Origin of the sequence: Providencia sp. (assembly GCF_003533305.1) — a bacterium.
GTDB lineage: Bacteria > Pseudomonadota > Gammaproteobacteria > Enterobacterales > Enterobacteriaceae > Providencia.
The window spans coordinates 230794-247571 of sequence record NZ_DOEH01000015.1 but is presented as its reverse complement, the minus strand read 5'-3'; the positions used below and the strand labels follow the sequence as shown (position 1 = coordinate 247571).

17 protein-coding genes are annotated in these 16778 nt (G+C 38.1%); 7 read left to right on the top strand and 10 right to left on the bottom strand.

Translation table 11 applies throughout. From position 1 onward, the window contains the following. Positions 1 to 222: 222 nt before the first annotated feature. The 4 genes from DD649_RS08535 to DD649_RS08520 form a co-directional block, all read right to left on the bottom strand. Positions 223 to 876: a cell envelope biogenesis protein TolA gene (locus tag DD649_RS08535; RefSeq protein ID WP_294105959.1), complete on the bottom strand. Its 654-nt coding sequence runs from the start codon at positions 874 to 876 to the stop codon at positions 223 to 225. 186 nt (positions 877 to 1062) lie between these two features. After that, positions 1063 to 3105 (bottom strand): carboxy terminal-processing peptidase, encoded by a 2043-nt coding sequence (prc, locus tag DD649_RS08530; RefSeq protein ID WP_294105956.1) that lies wholly within the window; start codon positions 3103 to 3105, stop codon positions 1063 to 1065. Positions 3106 to 3124: 19 nt separating this feature from the next. Next, complete coding sequence (proQ, locus tag DD649_RS08525) at positions 3125 to 3814, bottom strand: RNA chaperone ProQ (RefSeq protein WP_336429955.1); 690 nt, start codon at positions 3812 to 3814, stop codon at positions 3125 to 3127. Between the two features lie 110 nt (positions 3815 to 3924). Then, on the bottom strand, positions 3925 to 4407 hold the full coding sequence (locus tag DD649_RS08520) for a GAF domain-containing protein (protein WP_294105951.1): 483 nt from the start codon (positions 4405 to 4407) through the stop codon (positions 3925 to 3927). A gap of 133 nt (positions 4408 to 4540) precedes the next feature. Between DD649_RS08520 and yebS the strand changes: the two genes are divergently transcribed. The 3 genes from yebS (at position 4541) to DD649_RS08505 (ending at position 8462) form a co-directional block, all read left to right on the top strand. Then, positions 4541 to 5767 carry a PqiA/YebS family transporter subunit gene (gene yebS / locus DD649_RS08515; protein ID WP_336429951.1) on the top strand — a complete coding sequence of 409 codons (1227 nt, stop codon included), beginning with the start codon at positions 4541 to 4543 and terminating at the stop codon, positions 5765 to 5767. Continuing rightward, positions 5742 to 8081: an MlaD family protein gene (locus DD649_RS08510; protein WP_294105948.1), complete on the top strand. Its 2340-nt coding sequence runs from the start codon at positions 5742 to 5744 to the stop codon at positions 8079 to 8081. The genes yebS and DD649_RS08510 overlap by 26 nt, the downstream gene beginning before the upstream one ends. Before the next feature lie 147 nt (positions 8082 to 8228). Beyond that, the gene (locus DD649_RS08505; protein WP_294105946.1) at positions 8229 to 8462 is read left to right on the top strand and encodes a DUF1480 family protein; all 234 of its coding nucleotides are present in this window, start codon (positions 8229 to 8231) and stop codon (positions 8460 to 8462) included. A gap of 388 nt (positions 8463 to 8850) precedes the next feature. On the opposite strand, the gene DD649_RS08500 is transcribed toward DD649_RS08505, so the two are convergent. The 4 genes from DD649_RS08500 to ftnA form a co-directional block, all read right to left on the bottom strand. Continuing rightward, entirely contained in the window at positions 8851 to 9201 is a 351-nt protein-coding gene (locus tag DD649_RS08500) for a YebY family protein (protein ID WP_294105944.1), read from the bottom strand. Positions 9202 to 9268: 67 nt separating this feature from the next. Further along, the gene (gene copD, locus DD649_RS08495; protein ID WP_294105941.1) at positions 9269 to 10165 is read right to left on the bottom strand and encodes a copper homeostasis membrane protein CopD; all 897 of its coding nucleotides are present in this window, start codon (positions 10163 to 10165) and stop codon (positions 9269 to 9271) included. A 1-nt stretch (position 10166) separates the two neighbouring features. After that, a complete protein-coding gene (gene copC / locus DD649_RS08490; RefSeq protein WP_294105939.1) occupies positions 10167 to 10553 on the bottom strand; it encodes a copper homeostasis periplasmic binding protein CopC in 387 nt (128 codons plus the stop codon). A 289-nt stretch (positions 10554 to 10842) separates the two neighbouring features. Beyond that, positions 10843 to 11346 carry a non-heme ferritin gene (gene ftnA / locus DD649_RS08485; protein WP_294105937.1) on the bottom strand — a complete coding sequence of 168 codons (504 nt, stop codon included), beginning with the start codon at positions 11344 to 11346 and terminating at the stop codon, positions 10843 to 10845. A gap of 295 nt (positions 11347 to 11641) precedes the next feature. Here ftnA and DD649_RS08480 point away from each other — a divergent pair, with 295 nt between their 5' ends. Continuing rightward, on the top strand, positions 11642 to 11872 hold the full coding sequence (locus DD649_RS08480) for a DNA polymerase III subunit theta (protein WP_294105935.1): 231 nt from the start codon (positions 11642 to 11644) through the stop codon (positions 11870 to 11872). 92 nt (positions 11873 to 11964) lie between these two features. Here the strand turns inward: DD649_RS08480 and yebF are convergent, their stop codons facing one another. Then, on the bottom strand, positions 11965 to 12330 hold the full coding sequence (yebF, locus tag DD649_RS08475; RefSeq protein ID WP_294105933.1) for a protein YebF: 366 nt from the start codon (positions 12328 to 12330) through the stop codon (positions 11965 to 11967). Between the two features lie 201 nt (positions 12331 to 12531). Next, positions 12532 to 12795 carry a YoaH family protein gene (locus DD649_RS08470; protein ID WP_294105931.1) on the bottom strand — a complete coding sequence of 88 codons (264 nt, stop codon included), beginning with the start codon at positions 12793 to 12795 and terminating at the stop codon, positions 12532 to 12534. A 154-nt stretch (positions 12796 to 12949) separates the two neighbouring features. On the opposite strand from DD649_RS08470, the gene pabB reads away from it, so the two are divergent. The 3 genes from pabB (at position 12950) to DD649_RS08455 (ending at position 16531) form a co-directional block, all read left to right on the top strand. Further along, the gene (gene pabB / locus DD649_RS08465; RefSeq protein ID WP_336429944.1) at positions 12950 to 14320 is read left to right on the top strand and encodes an aminodeoxychorismate synthase component 1; all 1371 of its coding nucleotides are present in this window, start codon (positions 12950 to 12952) and stop codon (positions 14318 to 14320) included. Further along, complete coding sequence (locus DD649_RS08460) at positions 14313 to 14873, top strand: CoA pyrophosphatase (RefSeq protein ID WP_294105925.1); 561 nt, start codon at positions 14313 to 14315, stop codon at positions 14871 to 14873. The genes pabB and DD649_RS08460 overlap by 8 nt, the downstream gene beginning before the upstream one ends. Before the next feature lie 293 nt (positions 14874 to 15166). Beyond that, complete coding sequence (locus DD649_RS08455; RefSeq protein ID WP_294105922.1) at positions 15167 to 16531, top strand: L-serine ammonia-lyase; 1365 nt, start codon at positions 15167 to 15169, stop codon at positions 16529 to 16531. The last annotated feature ends 247 nt before the right edge of the window (positions 16532 to 16778 follow it).

The window sequence follows — 16778 nt, the reverse complement described above, 5'->3', positions numbered from 1 at the left end:
AAATTCAAGGCTTGATATCAACAGCATACATATGAGTAACCCTCTAGTTTCCGCCATCTTATACACAACATGAGACTAGAGACACATATTTAACTTTTTATTTATCAAATTTAATTCATTCTTACTATCTCTATTAGTATGCAATGACGACAATAAAATACCATCTCACGTCAAATGAGATGGCATTTATTCAAAATAATGATAAATGTCGATAGGTTAAAGTTAATTAGTCGTATTTTTTGGCGCTTTTTCTTTGGTATCTTTTACGGTTTTCTCTTTTGCAACTTTAGTTTTTTCTTTATCAGCGGCTTTGGTCACTTTTTCTTTTGTGGCTTTAGTCGTATCTGTACCAGTCGCCTTAGCAGCTTTATCCTTTACCACTTTAGTCGTGTCTTTATCAGTATCTTTGGTCGCTTTTTCTTTTGTTGCTTTAGTAGATTCTTTATCAATATCCTTAGGTATTTTTTCCTTTGTCGCTTTTAGTGGCTCTTTATCTACTTTCTTCGTGGTCGTACTTTTTACGTCTTTAATTTTATCAGCAGTGTCATCTGATGCTTTGCCAATTTTTTCACTGGTCTTCTTATTTGCTTTTTCACTCGTCGTTTTAATTGATTCTGTTACAGAAGGCTTGCTTGATGGCTTTGAAACACTCGCGCCAGCTACACCCGCTTTACTGTTAATTGAATTTTTTAAGTCTACAGTACAGACCTGTTCAGAGCGGCTCGTTGAGCCATCATTACAAATAAATTGGCCGCCATCACAACGATCAATTCCACCCTTACTGCCTGAACAAGGATAATTCCTTGCATTAGCGGTACCTAATGATGAAATCACTATAACGATAACCGCAATCAATCCTAAAAATAATTTATTCATTGGCATTACCTCATTAATAAGGAACATACCCTAAAAGTTTAGGATAAATTAAGCAAAGGTAAAGAAATCTATAACTAATTGAAGTTGAGAGTTTTAAATATTGCCAGTGAACTAATAATGTAAATGTAATACACACAAAAAAGCCAGCTTTCGCTGGCTTATTGAATAATCTATAGCCGAATAAATTTATTTTTGGTTAGATAGCATCTTGGTATTCTGCTTAGCCAGATCTATTGCCATTTTAACCGTTTCATCCAAATACGGATCTGGACCTTCGTAATCCTTAGGTAAGTCCTCAAGTGACTTAAGTAATGGTTTACCTGCTTTGGAATTACGTTCATTTATGCGTTTTAGCTTAGTCGCTTCAATTTCATTATCTTCTTTTTCTCGCTCCGCATAATTAAGTGATATCAGATTCTTACTCTCTTTATTCACCTTATAACGTGCAATATCTTCATCAATATAATTAAATTCAGGGTCTTTGCTAATACGATCTAAATGCTTGGTTTTTATGACAGATAAATCCCCAGCAACATTACCGGCCTTAGTATAGTTTGCAGGCGGAATACTATCCCAAGGAAGCGCGTTATCCTCAAAGCTCTCACCTGTTTCCGCAGGATCTTGCCCTGTTGGCATGACAACATCAGGTGTTACACCTTCACGTTGTGTACTACCCCCGTTAACACGATAAAACTTCTGAATGGTATATTGTACTGAGCCTAACGACGGCCATTCTGGTTTTAACATTTGATCATAAACACGGCTCAAGCTTCTGTGTTGCTGAACGGTACCTTTACCAAAAGTTGGCTCACCTACAATTAACGCTCTGCCATAATCTTGCATTGCTGCTGCAAAAATTTCTGATGCAGATGCGCTAAAACGATCAACAAGCACGACTAATGGGCCTTTGTAATAAACAACATCGTCATCATCTATGTCTTGGCGAACTTGTCCGTTGTTATCTCTAACTTGGACAACTGGACCTTTAGGAATAAACAAACCAGATAAAGAAACCGCTTCTGTTAATGCACCACCACCATTACCTCGAAGATCAATAATCAAGGCTGATACATTATCTTTTGCCATATTTTGCAGTTGAGTTTTAACATCATTAGTTAACCCAACATAAAAACCTGGAATGTCTAATACAGCAACTTTATCTTTACCTTGTTGCTTAATTGTCAGTTTTACAGCTCGATCTTCCAGTCGGATCTGCTCCCTTACTATAGTGACTATATGTGGCTTAGCCCCTTTAGTATCAGAAACAACCTCTAGCCGTACTTGACTACCTTTAGGGCCTTTAATTAGCGCGACAACATCATCAAGACGCCAACCAACGACATCAACAATTGGCTTACCAGTTTGGCCGACCCCAATAATTTTATCACCTACTTTCAGCTCTTTACTTTTAGATGCAGGACCGCCCGCAACTAATGAGTTAATGACTGTGTTTTCGTCATCTTGCTGTAATACTGCGCCAATCCCTTCGAGTGATAAGCTCATCTCAGAATTAAATTGCTCAGTATTACGCGGAGAAAGATAACTGGTGTGAGGGTCTATTTCACGAGCAAAAGAATTAATAATGAGTTGAAATACATCCTCACTTTGCGCCTGAGCCAAACGCCTTAAAGCAAAATTATAACGTTTAGTCAGCTTTTCTTTTATCTCTTTGTCATCTTTGCCAGCGAGTTTTAGATTTAGCCAATCATATCGTACTTTTTGATCCCAAAGCTTATCAAGTTCTTGATTATCTTTAGGCCAAGGCGCTTTCGAACGATCAACTTCTATTGAATCATGTGCATCAAGATTCATTGGCTGATCGAGACGAGCAAGGGCATATTTAAATCGTTCAAAACGCCTTTGTTGCGAAAGGTTATACAGGTCATAAAATTTATCTAACTTGCCATCTTCAAGCCACTGGCCAACTTTTGCTTTATCTTTAGCATATTGGTCTACATCGGATTGAAGTAAAACATTATGTCCGAAATCTAACATATTCAGATAGCGGTCAAATATTTTCCCAGAAAACTCTTCATCTAAATCAAACTGACGATAATGGGAACGAGTGAATCTTGAACTCACTCTTTCACTCACTGTGCCATGTTGTACATTCTGTTTTAAAACAGGTAACTGGGAAGCAGTGACTGGCGTCACTGCTTGAGTATTAGCAATTGCACTGCCGAAAGTCGCTAAACTAACAACAAGTGCTATTTTAAGAAGCTTGTTCATGACCTGATGGACCTCCGTATCAGAACTTTAAATGTTCCGCGCGCACAATCATTGCCAGTCCACTTGGCAATTGAACCCTAACACCGTCTTTAGCAATTTCCATTACAGAGGCATCCATTACACTCGACCCAACTTTAACTTTTAAAGATTGGCCAATTTGTAATGCATTGATATCAGTTACTGATTTCAATGTTTGTTCTGGTGCAACGTTATTACGACGTGGGGTTTTTGCAGGCGTGTTTTGCGGGCGTTCTTTATTGTCTGACGGACGGCGGCGAGGCGCATTTTCTTTTGCAGCTTCAGGGCTACGAGCGGTTTTTTCACTCGGCTTTTTAGCGGCAGGACGTTTTTGCGCTTTTTGCTCAGCACGTTGTGCTTGAACTCTTGCTTTCGCTTCAGTTAATTGCTGACGTGCATGTGCAATGTGCTCTGCGTCTAATTCGCCACAGTCATCGCCATTCAAATCAACACGTTTAGCTCCCTCTTTAACACCGTAAAGATAACGCCAGCTAGAGGTATACATGCGCAACGCAGAACGTAGCTGCGTTTTACTAATACCATCTTCTTCGGTCAGACATCCTACGATATCTTGAAAAATTCCGACTTTTAACGGACGAGCTTCGCCTTCAGCGATAAAACAACGTGGAAAACGCTGCGCTAAAAATGCGATTACTTCTTTACTACTTTTCAACTTAGGTTGATTTTCCATGAAATTTCCTGATAACAACAATTTTGCCAACCTCACGGGCATGAACAAGCCGACATTATAATCGTGTTGCTGACAATTGCCACGTTACTATTAATTTAACATACCAATATTTAGTAATATTTTGGCGTAGAACACATTCCCAGGTGTTGACACAACTGGTTTACAATGTGTTGCAACCCATCCTCATCTTCTTGGTCGAACTGGTCGAAATTTGGGCTATCAATATCTAAAACACCGATAATTCGCCCATTTACCGCTAAAGGAAAGACTATTTCAGCGTTACTTGCCGCATCACAAGCTATGTGACCTGGGAAAGCATGAACATCTGCCACACGTTGAACTAGATTGTGACTAAAAGCGGTTCCGCAAACACCTTTGCCAAACGCTATCCTGACACAAGCCACCTTTCCTTGAAATGGCCCTAGCACCAACTCTTGTTCATTACTCAAATAAAACCCAACCCAGTTCACACCATCTAGACGTTCAAATAGCAACGCACTGGTATTCGCCAAACTTGCAATTAAATCATATTCTCCTGCCAGTAAGCTAGATAGATTAGCTGAAAGTTCGAGATAATACTTCTTTTTATCCATAGTTATTTCTTGTATTTATCAAGTAATTAAAAAAATCATCAATAAGAGTAGCGTTAAGGTTACCAATTTGTGACTTTGTCGTAAATTTTTTTACACTAGATTACATCATAGTTAACCCATACAATAAGCGCATATGAATCAAAGTAATCATACTGACATGATTTTGCAACGCTGTTGCTACTGCAACCAAAAAATACATTTACCTAACTTTAGTGTACGACAAGTCATTGTTTGTCCACAATGTTTAACTCAACTCGATGATGGCCGCTCGTGGTCATTAAATCGCTTATTGATACTTGCAATCACCCTATTAATGCTTGCTCCAATCGCTTTTTGGCAGCCATTGATATCGATTAATTTGCTGGGAGCACAGATTAACGCCAATGTTATCGAAGGAATAAGGTTAATAAATCAACAAGGCGACCCTTTTACCGCTAGTATTGTGGCTTTTTGTGCGATCGTTGCACCATTATTATTACCGACCTGCATTATTTATCTATTTATTGGTCAACGCTTAAATTTAAATCTACGTCCGATTTTATTAATTCTTCGCCACCTAAAAGAGTGGGTGATGCTCGACGTATATCTTATTGCACTTGGAATTGCGTCCATAAAAATGCAAGACTATGCCACGGTATATATCAATAACGGCTTAATTGCTTTTATTACAATGTCAATTGTCAGTTTATTAATCATCATTCACATGAATATTGATCGGCTTTGGCAATATTTTTATGTAGTAGAAGATGCACCTAAAACTGAAAACACGTTGACTTGTACTGCTTGCCATTATACTGGGGTTCCTAATTCACAGGGGAAATGCCAACGTTGCCATCGCCCTTTACATTACAGAGAACCACTCAGCCTCCAAAAAACGTGGGCAGCTTTACTTGCCGCAATAGTATTACTCGTTCCTGCAAACTTATTACCTATATCAATTTTTTATCTTAACGGAAAACGTATAGAAGATACCATTTACTCAGGCGTTGTTTCATTAATCGACTCAGGAAATTGGCCTATTGCCATTATTGTATTCATTGCCAGTATTCTGGTGCCATTTATTAAAATTATCATCATGATATTGCTACTATTTTCAATTCAGTTCAACAGTAAAACTGATCCTGTGTTACGCATGAAACTGCTTAAAATTGTTTCATGGATAGGCCGCTGGTCCATGCTTGATCTATTCGTGATTGCATTAATGATGACACTCGTCAATCGTGACCAGTTAATGTCATTTACTATGGGGCCTGCGGCCTTATACTTTGGTACAGCTGTTATTTTGACCATACTGGCTGTTGAATGGTTAGATAGTCGTCTTATTTGGGATTCTTATGGAAAATCAAAATCAACAAAATGACCCTTCTGAACCCGTAGAAGATGTCATCTTACGCAAAAGAGTCAGTATCTCACCATTTTGGCTACTCCCTCTTGTTGCAGTATTTATTGCGGGTTGGCTTTTATTTCAGCATTGGGTAGAGAAAGGAACTGAAATCACTATAGAGTTCTCATCTGCTCCCGGTGTTGTGGCAAATAGAACACCCATCCGATACCAAGGTGTCGAAGTTGGCCTTGTCCAGTCTGTGACTATCAGTAAAGACATGAAAAGCATTATCGTGACGGCAAGCGTCAATAAAGATATGCGTTCAGCACTCACATCAGGGACGAAGTTTTGGTTGGTCACACCGAAAGCCTCCCTTGCAGGCGTTTCAGGATTGGATGCTTTAGTTGGGGGTAACTATATTGGTATGTTACCCAATGCAGGAGATGAACAATATCAATTTGTTGCGCAAGATAGTCCCCCTCAGCTCAATATTGATGACGGTGAATTGCTCATTTATTTGACAGCTAAAGATCTTGGTTCACTCAATGAAAATTCGGCTATTTATTTCCGCAAAGTCCCTGTCGGTTATATCTCTGATTACTCTATTTTACCGGATGATAAAGGCGTTTCTATTGCCGCCGTCATTGAGAAACGCTATGCCAATTTAGTTCGAGAAAATAGCCAATTTTGGAATGTATCCGGTGTTGAGGGTGAGATTAATTTAAACTCCGGTGTAAATGTAAAAATGGAAAGCCTTTCCGCTGTAATTAACGGCGCGGTTTCATTTGATTCGCCATCAGGGAGTAAACCTGCACAAGAAGGCCAACAATTTGTATTGCAAGCCAATAAACAAGATGTAAAACAGCACCAACAACAAGAGAAAGATAACCTTCGCCTTTCTTTATGGGCTCAAGATACCTATGGCGTCAATGATGGGCAACCCATTGTTTATCGCGGTATCAAGATAGGCGAAGTGTTACAACGTCACTTATCTGATGAAAAAGTGAGTTTTAATATCACTATTTTTGATGAGTATCGTCATCTTGTAAAAAATGACAGCAAATTTGTGGCTAACAGCCGCATTGATATGCAATTAGGCCTTAATGGCATACAATTCCAAGGCGCTGCACCTCAAGAATGGATTGAAGGTGGTATTCATTTACTTCCCGGCAAGGGGAAAGAACCACTTCCTGATGAGTTCCCATTATACCGCAGTGACGACAATGCCAAAGCGGGTATCCTCGGGTCTGCACCTCCAACCACAATAACATTGAATGCATCGAGCCTTCCTGATATTCAAACAGGTTCTGTCGTACTATATCGTCAGTTTGCGGTCGGAAAAATTATTGCCATTAAACCGACCGATAGCAGCTTTGATGTCAAAATTCACATATCAAGTCAATATCGGCATTTATTAACACATAAAAGTGTATTTTGGGCTGAAGGCGGTGCAAAGGTTCAGCTCAATGCAAATGGTTTAACCGTTCAAGCAGCCCCTCTTAGCCGCGCAATAAGCGGAGCGATCAGTTTTGATAATATACAAACGGGCTCACTCGACTCCGTTCGCCAGCATACACTTTATTCGACAGAAACTGCGGCAAGAGCAATTGGAAGTGCTGTCACATTAACCACATATGATGCATCAAAATTATCTGAAGGTATGCCAATACGTTACTTAGGGATCAATATTGGTCAGATTGAATCGCTCAAACTATCTGCTGATAATCATGAGGTCAGAGCTAAGGCCATCCTCTACCCCGAATATGTGCAAGCGTTTACTAAACTCGGCAGCCGCTTTGCGATAGTAACCCCTGAGTTATCACCTGCTGGATTTAATAATTTAGACTCCCTGCTACAGCCTTATATTAGTGCTGAGCCGGGTAGAGATAATAGAAATCGTTACCAATTTGAATTACAGACTGCCAATATTACTGACTCTCGTTATTTGGATGGTCTGACTATCTATCTTGATGCTAGTGAAGCAGGTTCAGTACAAGTTGGCACTCCAATCTTATTTAGGGGCTTAGAAATAGGAACTGTCACCAGTTTATATTTGGGAGAGCTTTCCGATCGTGTTTATGTGGTAACGCGTATTGGCAAAGAGTATCAATATTTGATCCGTGACAATACCCAATTCTGGTTATCTTCAGGGTATAACCTGACCTTCGGCCTAACGGGCGGCGTAGTGAGAAGTGGGACATTCAAGCAATTTGTCCGTGGTGGTATTTCTTTAGCAACACCGCCTACTATACCACTTGCACCTAAAGCCAAAGGTGAACAACATTTCATTCTAAAATTAGAGCCACCTGCAGATTGGTTAGACTGGGGAACCGCTATTCCTAAGAAATAATCCCTATCGAGGTGCATGCTTGCAATGCATTGCACCTCCCTTACTTTTCAAGTAAAAAAATATTTTGGAAATCACTTCCAATTATACTATGCTTAATTCTGTTGGCCTGAGTTTTTCAACCTTAAAATTGACGATAGAGGTATAGCTATGAGCATAGTGACATTGAAAATATCATCCTATGAAATAAATGATGCCATCATGTCGAGTCAAAAAAGCGACACGATAAGTATTCCTTGTGATTCCGATACGGATTTTTGTATGCAATTAGATGGTTGGGATGAACATACCAGTATTCCCGCGACTATTGATGAGAAGCCTGTACTACTCTATCGCCATCACTACGATAAAGATAACCACCATTGGATAATGAAGTTAGCTTAATGACACCATGTCATAATGATGAGTTATTTTTATGCAAGATATGATGAGCAGCAAACTAATAGGCAAAAAAAGAGGCCTGGTAGATTCCGATTACCTGGCCTTGGGAAATGGCTCTGGCAGAGCCGTGCGCTAAAATTGCCATTGAGACGTAACAAAGTACAATTTAATACTAGCCTTCAACTCACGTTCTTACCACTTTAATTAGCCATTATTTTACATATTATTAACACAATTTATTGCTTAATTTTCTAAGATTGAACTATTTGTTTAATAGGTTATACCTATATGTTTAATTACTCAAACCTTTCAACCTTATAACCAATTAATAAATAACAGAAAAAATCCAATTAAGTTGTATTTAAAATAATTTGAAATGGATTTATAACTACTATTTATTATCACACAGCTTTTGAGCTTCAATTTGCAATGGCTTAATTCGCTCTGCCGTTGTCTTATCTGTATCCTTTGGTGCCAATAAGATATCAATCGGTTGTGCTTTTATTTCTTTTTTCTCCATGAGGGATGTTGCAATATCATTCAAAGGATACTGCATCAAAGTTGCTGGATTAATAACAACCATGGCACCATTACTGCGACATTCCAACATCACTTCTTCTCGTGTAAACGGCCATTCATCACCAAACTGTTTTTTACTCACAGTTGTCAGCGGTGCAGCAATAGCAGAACCCATCATTATTCCGCTGAGTAATAACGAACAAATAATTAATTTATATTTCATTAAAATGACCTTGTAAAAATGATAAAGCAGCTATTATCAGCCTGTTATACTCGATTTAAATAACAAATTAAGCAGGCTGATACGTTGCAAATATAGAAACTACTAATATAGCCATTGTACCAAGCAATAATTCAACCCAGCTATTAATAATCAAATAATTTACACGTCCCTTCTGTTTGATACTTGGTACGACGATATATCGATTGACCAAAGCCAGTAACACCATCACGCTGACTAAAACTATTTTTAACCATAGTAATGATTGATACTCAGTAGCTGAATAAACAAAAGGCCAATCAGGTAACAACGTCATTGAACTAATCACGCCAGTGATCAGTACTAACCCAACCGCAATGTGCCCTATTCGCGAAAAACGCGTCATAGTGCATATGATTTGTTTATCAATTCCTGCCACCAATTCTTTTTTATGGCGTAAAAATTGTATACAGATTAAAAATGGCCATAAGCCACCAAACCAATATGCAGCACTAATAAGATGAATAAATTGATTAAATCGATGAAGTGTTCCAGTTAGGCCATCGTACATTGCCGCATGACCAATAAATGCATGCAAACCTAACATCACAATAGAAAGTATAAGAACGAGGTGTAATCGAATTTTCATTGGACGAATAAATATTACGCCAAATAAAATAACTGAACACAATAATTCCCAGCGCCAAACCTGGCCGAAATTTGTACCCAGTACACCCTGCCAAACGCTCCAATCGAGGGTATCTTGCCATCCATCACCCATTAATCCCGCTTGTGCAAACATCCAAGCAAATGCGGTTATTGATGAAAGTGCCGCACTAAATATAATACTTTTATTTAGATAGCGGTTTAGCAAGTAACTAAACTGGCCATAACTAAGCATAGCCGCAAAAATTGACATTCCACACATCAACATTGCAGCTATAAAATGAACAAAGCGAATGAGCGTATAAAAAGCTTCCAGTGACATATTATTTCACAGTGAAACTATATGTTCCTTTAGTTTTATGACCATCCACAGAAACAACACTCCAGTTGACATCGTATTTACCGATCGCAAGCTTATCTTCAATAGGAACAATCACTTTTGTATCATTAGCTGGATCAAGAGTAGCTTTACCAGTTTTAATATTTTGACTTTCAGGGCCAACAATATCCACCTTAGTAAAGTTAATTTCTATTCCTTCAGAGAAATTCAGAGTAATGGATTCAGGTACTTGCTCTACCGCGGCGCCTTCTGCCGGTAGCTGATCTTTTAGATGAGCATGGGCAAAAGCTTGTTGGAATGACATGCCTAAGAATAGAACAGCAATAGCACTCAGTTGACGCCATGAAGATTTAATATGGTTAATTGGCATTATAACCCCTTAATTTGCAGGTGAATTTAGATTTATTGCCAATCATTATACGGAAAAAAAGCAGTTTTACCGCTTAAAAGAGAGATTTAAAGACCTAGCATGTGAGTTTTAACACAAAATGAAAATAAAAAAGCTTATCCTTCATACCTCAAGCGGCTTAACTACAGATTTATATAACAACTCGGGGCACATAAATAACTATGTGCCCCGAGTTAATTTATCTTATCACCCAGGTTCCCTAGCAATGATAGGAAACTAATTGAGTGTTAACCGACTTTATCTATAGTAACTAGATATGCGCAGCTGTTGACATGTTCTTGAGATCTTTATCCAGCAAGAATAGTGATTTACCTGATTCTCCCACCATGTCCAGTTTATCAAGAACAGATTTAAACAATTTTTCTTCTTCGTGCTGTTCTGAAACATACCACTGCAAGAAGTTAAATGTTGAATAATCTTGAGTACTCATCGCCAAATGCGCTAATTTGTTGATCTCAGCCGTAATAAGCTTTTCATGCTCATAAGTTTGGGCAAATACATCACCAATTGATTTAAAATCAACTGGCGGCTCATTAATTTGACCTAGGCGTGGCAAAGCACCCGTATCACTAAGGTAATCAAATAAGCGTTGCATATGCTCCATTTCTTCTTGAGAGTGTGCTTTCAAAAATGCAGCTGCGCCTTCGTAGCCTTTATCACTACACCATGCACTCATTTGCAAATAAAGATTTGCAGAATAAAACTCAAGATTTAATTGCTCATTTAATTTTTTAATCATGTCAGTAGTTAACATATTTATACCTTATTGGTTAATAACTCATGGTGCTATTATGCACAGTATTAAAATAATTAAAACCCCAAAACAATATTAAAACAAAAAAATACAAATTACTGATTATTAATAACATTTAGTAAGAAAAATAATAATCAATCTCATTATCTTTCATCATTTTTTAATCTATATAATCAACATAATAATAGGTTAAATATAGGCGATTTAATCTATTATTTAAAATAAATGTATTGAGATTTTTTCTCATTTAATTGCTAAACTCTCCTGAGATTATATTTAATTGCAGAGATCCGACATGAGCCATAACCTAGCTTTGCTACCTAAAGATGAAATGGACAAAATCAATACCGACCTATTAGCTTCAGGAGTCGCATTTAAAGAACGCTATAATGTACCGATCATTCCTGAGGCCGTTGAGCGTGAACAGCCAGAGCATCTTAGAGAGTATTTTAGAGAACGTTTAGTTTATTATCGTCAATTATCTCAGCATTTTGCTCGTCTTCCCTATGAGCCAAGAAATCGCTAGAATCACACATTATATTTACAGATTAACGTTATAAATGTGCATAAAAAAGGAGAACCTAATGATTCTCCTTTTTATTAATGCATTGTAAAACCCTAATTAAGGGTATTATATGTAATAGTATCTTGCTCACAATCAACTACAACTCGATATTGTAAATCTGATTTTGAACCTCTTACCGTTAGCGGTATTGTGTAACCCGAGTCAGTTTTAGTGACGTCATTATCATTAACCCACGCGATCGCTTTTTTACCTAATATCGCTTTCTCATCAGCCCAACGCGGTAACCGGTTATTAATAAAATCTTTTTTTACCTGTGCCGCAATTTGTGGTTCGGTTAGATTTTGACAACTGACAAACGCAGCCGCTTTACCTTCGTCCTTATTAACACTCATAGCAACAGAACTAAAAATCAGAGCACAACCACCTAAAATAACAGCTATTTTTCTATTAACTTCCATACTATTCTCCGACACCCATGCTACATAGGCTAAAGTTTAATTAGTTTTACTACTCATTTATGGATTAGTGATATTTTTATATCCCTATTTTTAAGACACCTTTAATTTATTCTTTAAAGTATTTCTTATGAGCAGAATGCGTTAACTAATCTTAAACTTATCAGATTTACATATAAATGTTAATAGGATGTTTATTTTGTATTAATTTTCGTATTCACCGTCATCTTCATCTGAATCGTCGTTTTCATCTGTATTTTCATATTCGTTCGCATTATTATCTTCGTTTGCATCTTGTTCTTCAAAGATAGCGTGAACTTGTTCTCTTCCTTTATGGCTCTCTCTAATTTCCTGTGCAATAATTGCGATGGCTTCACCACTACTCATTCCATCGGCTATGAGTTGATGAATTTTGTCGACGGCTTCTTGCTGTTCTTCATGGTTTAGTACTGGGATGCCTGAAAGCATGTTAAAACCTCATTAATTAAAGATTAAAATTAATTGTACAGAAGTGAATTGTGCAAATTTTTAATTAAATTTTAACAGTTCTTGCCTTATTAAGATAAGATTATATGTTAATCTCACACTATCCACTTACGAAACCTAATTTTAGTTCACCATAATGGTCATCAATAAAATTCAATTACCCTACAGCCCTGATGTGGCAATCGATTTATTTACTCCCTTAGCGCACCAGCCCTGGGCTATGCTCTTACATTCAGGTAATGCGCAACATTCACATAATCAATACGATATTATTGTTGCCGACCCTGTAGCTACCATTATAACAAGTGGCGGACAAACAACAGTAAATGAAAGAAACGAAAACGCTTATATCCATGATGATGCGCCGTTTGAAGTCCTTCAACAACTTATTGATAAATATAAAGTACCCAAATTAATTGATACAACACTTCCTTTTAATGGCGGTGCCATGGGAATTTGGAGTTATGATTTAGGCCGTTATATTGAAAAAATTCCAGAAAGTGCAGGCACTGATATACAATTTCCTGATATGGCCGTTGGTATTTATTTATGGGCAGTAATCATTGATCACCACAATAAAACGGTGACATTAATTAGTTATGATGATGCAGACTCCCGATTAACTTGGTTAAAAAAGCAAAAAGCACCGCGTAAAAACACCTTCAAATTGAGTACAGCTTGGCAATCGAATATGCCAAAAGCGCTTTATCATCATAATATTATGCAGATCCATGAATATTTACGTAATGGTGATTGCTACCAAATCAATTTAGCTCAAAGATTTAAAGCTAAATATAAAGGTAACGAATGGGATGCATTTTTAACTTTAATAGAAAGTAATCGTGCACCTTTTTCTTCTTTTATACGACTCCCCGACAATGCTGTCATCAGCATTTCACCCGAGCGTTTCATTTTATTAAAAAACGGTGAAATTCAAACTCGCCCTATCAAAGGGACATTACCCCGATTAGATGATGCAGAGGCTGATATCGCTCAAGCTGAGAAACTGGCTAACTCGCCGAAAGATCGCGCTGAAAACTTGATGATAGTAGACTTACTACGCAATGATATTGGCCGTGTTGCCACTCCAGGTACAGTCAAAGTTCCTGAATTATTTGTCGTTGAAGCATTCCCTGCGGTGCATCATTTAGTCAGTACCATTACCGCAACACTGAGTCCCCAATACACAGCAACGGATTTATTACGCGTTTGTTTCCCGGGCGGTTCGATTACAGGCGCCCCTAAAATCCGAGCGATGCAAATCATAGAAGAGCTTGAACCTCATCGCCGTCATGGCTATTGTGGCGCTATAGGCTATATTAGTTTCTGTGGCAATATGGATACCAACATCACTATCCGCACATTATTGACTTATAAAAAACACATTTTTTGTTGGGCGGGTGGTGGTATTGTTGCAGATAGCCAAGCGGATAAAGAGTATCAAGAAACGTTTGATAAACTGTCTCTTATTTTGCCTTTACTGGGAGAACTAAACCTCGATGACTGAACTGAATGATTTTATTAATCGCTTTCAGTTTACATTACCACTTGCCCGTCAACCAATTAAACAGACGGGTAAGTCTGCTGCCGTTTTATTGCCAATTATTAACAAAGCCAATCCAACGTTACTACTAACGCAACGCTCCCCTCTACTACGCTCACATGCCGGGCAAGTTGCCTTTCCTGGTGGGATGAGTGATCCAGAAGATAGCACTATAATAGCAACAGCCCTACGAGAGGCCTATGAAGAGGTTGCTATTCCACCAGAAAAGGTACAAGTTCTTGGTCAACTCGCGCCAATGCAAAGTTATGGTGGATATCAAGTCACTCCGGTTATTGGTTTATTACCGGATAATCTCACTTATCAAGCTAACCCTAGCGAAGTATCTTCTATCTTTGAAGTTCCTTTATTTGATGCGTTATCTATCCAACGATATAAGTACATAGATATCAAACGCGCTGGTCGTCCAAACCGAATATTCTTCTATTGGTACAATGGACACCTCGTTTGGGGTCTCACCGCCGCAATTATCCATCAATTAGCATTACAACTTAACTAAACACCCTCGTTTTACTGTTCTGATATATTTACCATAATAATCAGAAATACTTAGCATAAACGTCTGGGTGGCATTTTTGTCTAAATTATTTTTTCATAGACAATAATTCTTGTTTCAACGCTTTTTAAACTTAATAAAATACAATTTGTGCTATTAATGACCAATTCACCTAACGAAACTACCTTATTTTAAAAAATACTTTAAACTTACTGGTTAACACTACTAAATAACAGTAAAGTAGCGCCTTTTAAAATAAATCACTATATATTCATCTTTTTTTTAAGGAGTCCTGCGTGATAAGCGTTTTCGACATGTTTAAAGTGGGCATAGGCCCTTCAAGCTCTCATACTGTTGGTCCAATGAAAGCTGGGAAAGAATTTGTCGATGATTTAGTAAGCAAAAAACTATTATCAGCCGTCACTCGCATCTCTGTTGATGTGTATGGCTCATTATCGCTTACTGGAAAAGGGCACCATACTGACATCGCAATTATTATGGGGCTAGCGGGTAATTTACCTGCCACTGTCGATATTGAATCTATCCCTGCCTTTATTGCTAATGTAGAAAATACTCAGAAACTGTTGCTGGCAAATGGCACACACTCTGTCGATTTTCCTCATGAAGGCGGTATGAATTTTCGCCAAGATAATCTTTCATTACATGAAAATGGCATGACTATTCATGCTTTTGCTGGCGATAAAGAAATTTACACCAAAACTTACTATTCTATCGGTGGTGGTTTTATCGTTGACGAAGAACATTTCGGTCAATCGACTACAGATAGCAAACCCGTATCTTATCCTTTTAAATCAGCGGAAGAGTTATTACTTAACTGCAAAAAATCAGGTTTATCGATTTCTAGCTTAATGATGAAAAATGAGCTGGATTTGCATGCTAAAGATGAGATATATGCCTATTTTGGCGATGTGTGGCACACCATGCAATCTTGTATCGAACGCGGTTTAAATACTGAAGGTATTTTACCTGGACCTCTAAGAGTTCCACGTCGTGCCCCTGCGCTTAACCGACTCGTTACATCGTCGAGCAATCTTTCAAATGATCCGATGAATGTGATCGACTTGATCAATATGTTCGCTTTAGCCGTTAACGAAGAAAACGCTGCTGGTGGTCGTGTTGTCACAGCCCCAACTAATGGTGCTTGTGGTATCGTTCCAGCAGTATTAGCTTATTATAATCACTGTATTGAGCCTGTTACCCCTGAATTATATCTACGCTATTTCCTTGCATCAGGGGCGATTGGTATTTTGTATAAAATGAATGCCTCTATCTCTGGCGCTGAAGTTGGCTGCCAAGGCGAAGTTGGTGTTGCATGCTCTATGGCAGCAGCAGGCTTGACAGAATTGTTTGGCGGTAGCCCAGAACAAGTCTGTATTGCCGCTGAAATTGGTATGGAGCATAATTTAGGATTAACTTGCGACCCAGTAGCTGGACAAGTTCAAGTTCCTTGTATCGAACGTAATGCCATTGCCTCTGTAAAAGCCGTCAACGCTTCGCGTATGGCATTGCGCAGAACCAGTGAGCCCCGCGTTTCACTCGATAAAGTTATTGAAACTATGTATGAAACAGGCAAAGACATGAATGCTAAATATCGTGAAACATCTCGCGGTGGTTTGGCAATCAAAGTTCAATGTGACTAAGTTTCTTAATGATTTTTGCTACTGGTATGATCAAAGCAACATTAACTTAAGCTAGACTTATTTTCCAATACATAAACCTTCTCAACTATTTTCATACAAGAAAAACATAGTTGAGGAGGTTTTTTATTCTAATCATTAAAAACTCTTTTTTAGATTCGATAAAAAAGAATTCTCAAATCATCTCGTCATTTAAAAATAGTTTAATTCACAAGCTATATTTATCAATTTCACGCATGTCATCGGTTGA